This is a genomic window from Sphaerisporangium sp. NPDC049002, from assembly GCF_040649355.1.
Lineage (GTDB): Bacteria > Actinomycetota > Actinomycetes > Streptosporangiales > Streptosporangiaceae > Sphaerisporangium.
Map to the genome: position 1 here is coordinate 1 of NZ_JBEZFH010000278.1, position 8,186 is coordinate 8,186.

At 68.9% G+C, this 8,186-nt stretch carries 8 protein-coding genes and 1 tRNA gene; 6 read left to right on the plus strand and 3 right to left on the minus strand.

The annotated features are described in order from the left end of the window. The first annotated feature begins 32 nt into the window (after positions 1–32). The 3 genes from AB0B89_RS33050 to AB0B89_RS33060 all read left to right on the plus strand — a co-directional run bounded on the left by AB0B89_RS33050 (position 33) and on the right by AB0B89_RS33060 (position 3,020). Positions 33–911 carry an ABC transporter ATP-binding protein gene (locus AB0B89_RS33050; protein WP_358560622.1) on the plus strand — a complete coding sequence of 293 codons (879 nt, stop codon included), beginning with the start codon at positions 33–35 and terminating at the stop codon, positions 909–911. 55 nt (positions 912–966) lie between these two features. After that, positions 967–1,890 carry a 1,4-dihydroxy-2-naphthoyl-CoA synthase gene (locus AB0B89_RS33055; protein ID WP_358560624.1) on the plus strand — a complete coding sequence of 308 codons (924 nt, stop codon included), beginning with the start codon at positions 967–969 and terminating at the stop codon, positions 1,888–1,890. 89 nt (positions 1,891–1,979) lie between these two features. Further along, complete coding sequence (locus tag AB0B89_RS33060) at positions 1,980–3,020, plus strand: PP2C family protein-serine/threonine phosphatase (protein WP_358560626.1); 1,041 nt, start codon at positions 1,980–1,982, stop codon at positions 3,018–3,020. Between the two features lie 315 nt (positions 3,021–3,335). Here AB0B89_RS33060 and AB0B89_RS33065 read toward each other — a convergent pair whose 3' ends face one another. Next, positions 3,336–3,827 carry a hypothetical protein gene (locus tag AB0B89_RS33065; RefSeq protein ID WP_358560628.1) on the minus strand — a complete coding sequence of 164 codons (492 nt, stop codon included), beginning with the start codon at positions 3,825–3,827 and terminating at the stop codon, positions 3,336–3,338. Positions 3,828–4,166: 339 nt separating this feature from the next. Beyond that, positions 4,167–4,243, minus strand: a tRNA-Lys gene (locus tag AB0B89_RS33070). A 95-nt stretch (positions 4,244–4,338) separates the two neighbouring features. Between AB0B89_RS33070 and AB0B89_RS33075 the strand changes: the two genes are divergently transcribed. Then, positions 4,339–5,205: a MoxR family ATPase gene (locus tag AB0B89_RS33075; protein WP_358560630.1), complete on the plus strand. Its 867-nt coding sequence runs from the start codon at positions 4,339–4,341 to the stop codon at positions 5,203–5,205. A 26-nt stretch (positions 5,206–5,231) separates the two neighbouring features. After that, positions 5,232–6,599 (plus strand): VWA domain-containing protein, encoded by a 1,368-nt coding sequence (locus AB0B89_RS33080; RefSeq protein WP_358560632.1) that lies wholly within the window; start codon positions 5,232–5,234, stop codon positions 6,597–6,599. Positions 6,600–6,606: 7 nt separating this feature from the next. Here the strand turns inward: AB0B89_RS33080 and AB0B89_RS33085 are convergent, their stop codons facing one another. Beyond that, positions 6,607–7,371, minus strand: coding sequence for a nuclease-related domain-containing protein (locus AB0B89_RS33085; protein ID WP_358560633.1), 765 nt, complete (start codon positions 7,369–7,371; stop codon positions 6,607–6,609). A gap of 321 nt (positions 7,372–7,692) precedes the next feature. On the opposite strand from AB0B89_RS33085, the gene AB0B89_RS33090 reads away from it, so the two are divergent. Then, a partial coding sequence (locus AB0B89_RS33090) for a TetR/AcrR family transcriptional regulator (protein WP_358560634.1) occupies positions 7,693–8,186 on the plus strand: 494 nt, incomplete at its 3' end.

Here is an 8,186-nt window from a genome sequence, read left to right on the forward strand (position 1 = left end):
CAGGTGATCATATACGCGGGGTTGCACGCGCCTTGCAGATCGCTTTCGCCATCCCCGGCCACACGTGGCGACGATCAGCGGCCGAGCGCCGCCCGATCGGCATGGTGTTCCAGGACTACCTGCTGTTCCCGCACCTGTCGGCCCTGGACAACGTGGCCTTCGGGCTGCGGTGCCACGGCGCGTCCAAGTCCGGCGCGCGCCGGAGGGCCGCAGCCTGGCTGGAGCGCGTGGGCCTCGCCGAGCACGCGCGCGCCAGGCCCCGGCAACTGTCCGGCGGTCAGGCCCAGCGCGTGGCGCTGGCCCGCGCCCTGGCCGTCGAGCCCCGCCTGCTGCTCCTGGACGAGCCCCTGGCCGCCCTGGACGCCCGCACCCGGCTCGACATCCGCGCCCAGCTGCGCGGCCACCTGGCCGACTTCGAGGGCGCGACGGTGCTGGTCACCCACGACCCGCTGGAGGCCATGGTGCTCGCCGACCGGCTGATCGTCATCGAGAACGGCTCCATCGTGCAGGCGGGCGCCCCCGCCGAGGTCGCCCGCCGCCCGCGCACCGACTACGTCGCCCGCCTGGTCGGCCTCAACCTGCATCGCGGCGTCGCCGCCGACCGGCAGGTCAAGGTCGGCCAAGTGCTGTTCAGCGTGGCCGAGCAGGTGTCCGGCCCGGCGTTCGTCGCGTTCTCCCCCGCCGCGGTGGCCCTGTACAGGACCCGCCCGGACGGATCCCCGCGCAACCTGTGGCAGGCGCGCATCCAGGGCATCGAACGGCACGGCGACAACGTCCGCGTCCACCTGGACGGGCCGGTCACCGCCTCCGCCGACGTCACCCCCGCCGCCGTGGCCGAGCTCGACCTGACCCCCGGCCAGCCGATCTGGGCCGCCGTCAAGGCCACCGAGACCCACGCCTACCCCGCATGACGGCCGGCGACCAGGGGATTCACCCGGCCTGATCGAAGATGGCTATTGTTCTCCCGTGTCTGACGTCAAGGTTTCCGAGCTGTTCGACCCGCTCGCGTGGAGCATCGTCGAGGGGTTCGACTTCACCGACATCACCTACCACCGCTCGGCGGAGCCCCGCTCCGGCAAGCGCGTCGTACGCATCGCGTTCGACCGGCCGGAGGTCCGCAACGCCTTCCGGCCGCACACGGTCGACGAGCTGTACCGGGCGCTCGACCACGCGCGGATGAGCTCCGATGTGGGATGCGTGCTGCTCACCGGCAACGGGCCCTCCCCGAAGGACGGCGGCTGGGCCTTCTGCTCCGGTGGCGACCAGCGCATCCGCGGGCGCTCGGGCTACCAGTACGCGAGCGGTGACACCTCCGACACCATCGATCCGGCGCGTGCCGGCCGGCTGCACATCCTCGAAGTGCAGCGACTGATCCGCACGATGCCCAAGGTGGTGATCGCCGTCGTGCCCGGTTGGGCCGCGGGAGGCGGGCACTCCCTCCACGTCGTGTGCGACCTGACGCTGGCCTCGGCCGAGCATGCCCGCTTCAAGCAGACCGACGCCGACGTGGGCTCGTTCGACGCCGGGTACGGCTCGGCGTACCTGGCCCGCATGACCGGCCAGAAGTTCGCCCGCGAGATCTTCTTCCTCGGCGAGGACTACACGGCGGCCGAGATGCACGCGATGGGCGCGGTCAACCGCGTCGTGCCGCACGCGGAGCTGGAGGCGACCGCCCTCGAATGGGGCTGGAAGATCATCGGCAAGTCGCCCCAGGCGCAGCGGATGCTCAAGTTCGCGTTCAACCTGGTCGACGATGGCCTGGCCGGCCAGCAGGTGTTCGCCGGCGAGGCCACCCGCCTGGCGTACATGACCGACGAGGCCGTCGAGGGCCGCGACGCGTTCCTGGAGAAGCGCCCGCCGGACTGGGAGTCCTTCCCCTACTACTACTGACCGGTGTGTCCTGCCGATAGCCTTCCGGAGATCATTGGAGGTCTGCCCTGCACTCGTCGGCGACGAACCATCACCCTGAATCTCAGGCGGTGCTGAGATCGCTGCCGTTCGTCGCCCTGGCGGCCGTCGCCGTGATCGACCTTCTCGCGGGCCCCAGGCTGGGCTTCCTGCCGCTCCTGACCCTGGGCCCCACGTTCGCCTCGGTCTCCGGCAGCATCCGGCGGACGGCGGCCGTGGGCGCGCTGGCACTCGGCATATGCGTGCCCCTCGCCTACTACAGCAAGCTCCTGCTCACCCCCCAGAACAACCTCACCATCGTCACGATCATCGGCGTCACCGGGGCCAGCGTGCTCGCCAGCCACCTTCGTATCCGGCGTGAGCGTGAGCTCGCCAACGTCCGGATGGTCGCCGAAGCCGCCCAGCGGGTGCTCCTGCGCCCGGTCCCGCGCCGGGCGGGGGACCTTCGGATCGCCCTGTCCTACACCTCGGCGGCGGCGGAGGCCCAGATCGGCGGGGACCTGTACGAGGTGGTCACCACGCCGGACGGCGTCCGGCTGCTCATCGGCGACGTGCAGGGCAAGGGGCTGGAAGCCGTGGAGACGGCGGCCTGGGTACTCGGCGCGTTCCGGGAAGCCGCCTACGAGGAGCCCGACCTGTCCCGCGTGGGAGAGCGGCTGGAGACGAGCCTCGCCCGGCACCTGAGCGGGGAGAAGTTCGTCACCGCCATCCTCGCCGAGGTCCACGAGGGCGAGATCTCCCTGCTGAACTTCGGCCATCCTTCGCCCCTGATCATGCGCCGCGACGGCCGCGTCCTCTTCGCCGACCCCGAAGCCGAAGCCCCTCCGCTCGGCCTCGCGTCACTCGTCCGCATCGCGCCCCGGCCGCACCGAATCAGCTTCGGCGACGGTGACCAGATCCTGCTGTACACCGACGGGGTGATCGAGGCCCGCGATGCCACCAGAGCCTTCTATCCCCTGTTCGACCGGGCCGCGCTGCTCGCCGGCACCGATCCGCAGGCCGCGCTCGACGAGCTGCGCATGGACCTGATCGACCATGTCGGCGGCCCCCTGCTGGACGACGTGGCGATGCTGCTTCTCCGCCGCCACACGCCCCACGACGACTCGGCCTGAAATGACTGTGGGCACCCCCCGTCAAGTGGAGGATGCCCAGGTCATCGGCCGGGGCAATGATCAGCCGCTGCCATCGGCGAGGCGACCCCCTCCCTCAAGATCTGCGAATGCAGTACCTGGAGCAGCGCGTCACGTGCGGCGCCTACCCCGATCACGACTTTCTCGGCTGTGGTCGTTAAGACAAGGCCAGGCCCTTTGGCGGACCCAATTGCGCCCACCGCGCAATGGTGGGATGCCCTCCAGCAAGCGGGTTGACCGGGTGAGTCTTTGTAGTCGCCTCTGATAACGATGACTCCAGGGGACGCACGGTCTCGGTTAACCGGCTTCAGAATTTCCTCCTTGCAGGCGCATGCGAGCTGTGCTCAGAGTTTCGACACTCTTTGCAAATATCCGAAGAGCCGGGCCGGTTAGCACCTTATTGGTTCTCATGACTTCCAGAGCCGCCAGTGCCGGCCGGTACACACCTTCAATGATTTCACCCAGACTTGCCTCTGATGAGATTTCCAGCCGCATCGATTCACCGGTATCGTAAATCATCTGAAACGACACCGGCATGTCTGCCCGTGGACGAGAAAACCTATCGCGCCACCTCCACCCCTTTCGCGCCATCCGCACCGTGAAGGAGCCATTGAAGAAGTAGCTTTCGGCATTAGGTTTGCCCCGGGAAAGGTCGCCAATCGCTGACACCAACGATCCGAACATGGAGGCCATATAATCTCGCCAGCCGACTTCAGGGAACGCCTGGTCGCCCACTTCGATCCATATCGGCCCCCACAGTGGAGCGTCGTCGCCGGAAAGAAGCTTCACATGGGCCGTATCTACTCTCAGCGAGAACCTAGTCACAGGGATCCCTTTGGATAGATGGATCGCACCCTACTTCCAATCGTGATCAGCTCGTACGTCCTTCCGTTCACTCTGACGATTGACCTAATGGCCCCGATTGCCCATGGAGACGGCCGGCACCACGCACAGGTGATCCCCCATCGACACGGCCATCGCTTCCATGGCGTGACCGTCGAGGGGGATAGATGATCATGAAAAGGGCCGGTCGCGACCAAAGAGCCCACAACGACCCCGCACAGGGCCGGAAATGACTGTGGGCACCCCCCGTCAAGTGGAGGATGCCCAGGTCATCGGCCGGAGCCGTGGTGCGCCGCCAGGGACTCGAACCCCGGACCCGCTGATTAAGAGTCAGCTGCTCTAACCAACTGAGCTAGCGGCGCAGCAGCAGGTCAAGATTAGCGCACCCTGTGGACCACTTCGCACCGATCAGGCAGGCTAGGCTAGAACAACATTCGGGTCATACACGGGAGCGCCGATGACGTCGTGGTTCACCTCGCCCGCCGACGCCGGGGAACGGCTGGCCGCCGTGGACTATCTCGCCGACGACGGCATCGCCACGTCGGTCTTCCTGGCCGCCGCGCTCGGCAAGCCGCTGCTGGCCGAGGGGCCGGCCGGGGTGGGGAAGACCCAGCTCGCCAAGGCCGTCGCCGAGGCGACCGGCGCCGAGCTGATCAGGCTCCAGTGCTACGAGGGGCTCGACGAGGCTCGCGCGCTCTACGAGTGGAACTACAAGAAGCAGCTCCTGCGGATCCAGGCCGCAGGCGAGCAGGCGTGGGAGGAGACGCACGACGACATCTTCAGCGAGGAGTTCCTGCTTGAGCGCCCGCTGCTGAGGGCGATCAGGCGGACGACGCCCACGGTGCTGCTGATCGACGAGACCGACAAGGCCGACGTCGAGGTCGAGGGGCTGCTGCTGGAGATCCTCTCCGACTACCAGGTGACGGTCCCCGAGCTGGGCACGATCACCGCGACGCGCAAGCCGTACGTCGTGCTGACCTCGAACGCGACCCGCGAGCTGTCGGAGGCGCTGAAGCGGCGCTGCCTGTACCTCCACCTCGACTACCCCTCGCCCGAGCGCGAGCGCGACATCGTGCTCGCGCAGGTGCCGGGCATCGAGGCCTCACTGGCCGACCGGCTGGCCCGTACGGTCGCCACGCTGCGCGCCCTGGAGCTGAAGAAGTCCCCCTCGATCGCCGAGACCATCGACTGGGCCCACACGCTCCTCGCGCTCGGGCGCACCGACCTGGACGAGGCCACGACCGCCGGCACGCTGGGTGTGGTGCTGAAGCACGCGTCCGACCAGTCGCGGGCGATCAAGGAGCTCGGGCTGACGGCCCGCTGACGACGACCGGCCGGAGGAGGTGGGCGATGTCGCTGCTCGACAGGCACGTGGGGTTCGTGGACGCGCTGCGCCGGGCCGGGCTGCCGGTGTCGCTGGCCGAAGGGCTGGACGCCGCCCGCGCGCTCGAAGTGATCGACCTGACCGAACGGGAGACGCTCCGGGCGGCGTACGCCGCCACGCTCGTCAAGCGCCCCGCGAACCGGCCCGGATTCGACACGCTGTTCGACCTGTGGTTCCCGCCCGTGACCAGCGCCCTGCGCGGGCCCCGTACGGACGAGCCGGACCTCGAACACGCGGAGGTCCCAGAACTGCGCGACCGGCTCGCTGAGCTGCTGCTCGACGATGCGGGGGCCACGGGCGATCCCGCCTTCGGCGCGTATGTACGGGCGATGGTCGAGCGGTTCGGCCGCATGCCCGCCGGCGCCGGGCGCCAGAACTGGTTCTCCTACTCCGTGCTGCGCACCCTGTCGCCCGGCACGCTGATGGCCCGGATGCTCAACGAGGTGCTGGTCGGCCAGGAGGGAGGGCTGGCGGAGAAGGTCGCCCGCCGCCGCCTGGCCGACGGCATCGCCGGGTTCGAGGCCGCCGTCGCCTCGGACGTGCGCAGGAGGATCGCCGAGGAATCGGGCGTGGAGAAGATCGCGAGGTCGGCCGTGAAGCCGCCCGTCGACCAGGTCGACTTCCTGCGGATCACCAAGGCCGACCTGGCGACGCTGCGGCGGGAGGTCTACCCGCTGGCACGGCGCCTCGCCACCCGGCTGACGATCAGGCAGCGGCTGGGCCACCGCGGCCGGCTGGACTTCAGGCGCACCGTCAGGGCCTCGCTGAGCACGGGCGGGGTCCCGCTGGTCACCCACATGAGGCCGCGCCGCCCCCACAAGCCCGAGCTGATCGTGCTGTGCGACGCCAGCGACTCGGTGGCCACGTTCTCCCACTTCACCCTGCTGCTGACGTACGCGCTGCGCGAGCAGTTCGCCAAGGTGCGCGCGTTCGCCTTCGTGGACACGGTGGACGAGATCACACGGTTCTTCGCGCCGGGGATCGACGTCGTCGACGCGATCACCCGCATGACCGAGGAGGCCGACATCACCCGCTTCGGCCGGAGCGACTACGGCCACTCGTTCCAGAGGTTCGCCGAGAATTACGGCGAGGCGATCGGCCCGAAGACCTCACTGCTGATCCTCGGGGACGCCCGCTCGAACTACCAGCCGCCCGAACTCGCGACGTTGAAGCGCCTCGCCGGCGAGGCCAGGCACGCGTACTGGCTCAACCCCGAACCGCGTGCGCAGTGGGACACCGGTGACTCGGTCGCGACCACGTACGGAGGCGTGGTCGCGATGCACGAGTGCCGCAACGTCGCCCAGCTCGCCGCCTTCATCGAGGAGCTGGCCTAGCGAGGAGTCAGTTCATCCGCCGCAGGATGCGCGCGGCCGTACGGGCGAGGTCCTCCACCTGCTCTTCGGTCAGCTCGGCGTGCGCGTCGCCCAGGATCCACTTCGCGGCCTTGCGGGGCAGGAAGAGCGTCAGCCCCTCGGCGCTCACCACGGCGGTCTTCACATGCCCGCCGTGTACGACGAGCAGGGGCGCGATCTCCACGGGAATCCCCGACTCCCTCGACAGCAGCTCGCTCATGGCCGTGGCGGCGTCCACGAGCCCCTTCGCCACCGCGGTGCCGGACCGCTCGCCGAAGAACAGCTTGCCTCCGTACGCCGCGATGTAGGTGTCAGGCGGCCAGGCCTCGTTGTCGACGATCCACACCCCGCCGGGGCCGATGACCAGGTGGTCGATGGAGGCCTTGCCGGGTACGGCCCGTCCGTCGAGGACGCGGTAGCCGTGCTTGGCGAGCCCTCGGCGTAGCAACCGCCCGGTCCGGGTCGCGCCGCTCCGCTTGCCGCGCCAGACGGCCGTGGCCTCGAACATGCGCCAGGAGATGAACCCGTCCACGGCCCAGACGGCGCCGCCTCCGAGGAGCCCTATCAGGAACGGCAGGGGAAACGACCGGTAGAACGCCAGTGCGGTGATGAGGACGAAGCCCGCCCCCGCCATGATGTGGCGCCGGCGACGACGCTCTGACCTCGTCTCGCGCCAGCGGAGCTCGTACATCACCGAGGGCGAGCCCCACTTGAACTTGTCGTCCTGCGGCACGTAGATGGACCCATTGGGCACCGGAAACCCCCACGATTTCAGGCTCGGTCGATTACCTTGTGGAATACCCAACTAGGGGCTCCAGCTTTCCTAAGGTTACGGAACTAACCCACCCGCGACACAGAGCGGGCGTGGCGAACCGTGGGTTGGAGGGCGTGACGCGGCACGACGGAATACGAATGTCACAGCCGGTTAACCGACCAGTCGGTATGCTGACGGCATCGACATTCAGGGGAGGCGTGCGTGATGGCGCGCAGCAGGGTCCGGGAACCGGCGACCACGAGCGACGACAAGCCCGCGAAGGCCTCCGCGGCCAAGGACGAGCCGGTGCGGCAGAGGCTGATGGCCGAGGCGACCCGCCTGTTCGCGGACAAGGGCTTCGAGAGCACGTCGGTGCAGGAGATCGTCGCCGCGGCCGGGGTCACCAAGGGCGCGATGTACCACTACTTCGACTCCAAGGACGACCTGCTCCGCGAGATCTACGCCCGCGTGCTGCGCATGCAGATCGAGCGGCTCGACCGGTTCGCCGACGCCCCAGGGCCGGTCGCCGACCGCGTACACGCCGCCGCCGTCGACGTGATCGCCACCACCGTGGAGAACCTCGACGACTCCAAGATCTTCTTCCGGTCGATGCACCAGCTCGCCCCCGAGACCCAGAAGGCCGTACGGGCGGAGCGCCGCCGCTACCACGAGCGGTTCCGTGACCTGCTGGTCGAGGGGCAGCGCTCCAAGGTGTTCCGCGACGACGTGCCGGCCGACCTCGTGGTCGACTTCTTCTTCGGCTCCGTCCACCACCTGGGCACGTGGTACCACACCGACGGCCGCCTCTCGGGGAC

Bases quoted from the DNA above. Each gene is read 5' to 3' on its own strand.
- AB0B89_RS33075 (WP_358560630.1), top strand. From the start codon at position 4,339: ATGACGTCGTGGTTCACCTCGCCCGCCGACGCCGGGGAACGGCTGGCC.
- AB0B89_RS33080 (WP_358560632.1), top strand. From the start codon at position 5,232: ATGTCGCTGCTCGACAGGCACGTGGGGTTCGTGGACGCGCTGCGCCGG.